This window comes from Mesorhizobium sp. M2E.F.Ca.ET.209.01.1.1, assembly GCF_004010375.2.
In the GTDB taxonomy this organism is placed as follows: domain Bacteria; phylum Pseudomonadota; class Alphaproteobacteria; order Rhizobiales; family Rhizobiaceae; genus Mesorhizobium.
The window spans coordinates 1-343 of sequence record NZ_SADP02000604.1 but is presented as its reverse complement, the minus strand read 5'-3'; the positions used below and the strand labels follow the sequence as shown (position 1 = coordinate 343).

At 60.6% G+C, this 343-nt stretch carries 1 protein-coding gene; it reads right to left on the bottom strand.

All coding sequences use genetic code 11. The annotated features are described in order from the left end of the window. The coding region (locus EN852_RS37100) for an aminotransferase class III-fold pyridoxal phosphate-dependent enzyme (RefSeq protein ID WP_135879782.1) at positions 1 to 343 on the bottom strand (343 nt) is incomplete at both ends.

Genomic DNA, 343 nt, shown 5'->3' with positions numbered 1-343 from the left:
GATCAGCTGAGCCAGGTCGGCGGCGCGGCGAACGGAGAATTCGCGCTCGGTCTCGCCCGGGTGTGGAACACCGGTGTGAACAATCTGCGGGAGCGGCAGGTCCATGTGGTCATGATAAAAGCTCATGCCGGTCATGGAACCGGAAACGACGCTGCAGCCGTGATATCCCCGCTCGCGGGAAATGATCTTCTTCTTCTCCGGCTTGCCGCGCAGATTGTTGTAATACCAGACGAGCTTGGCCTGCGTCTCGTTGGCGTCCGAGCCGGACATGCCGTAGAACACCTTGCTCATCTTGCCCGGCGCCATCTTCACGAGGCGATCGGAAAGGATTGCGAGCTCGTCG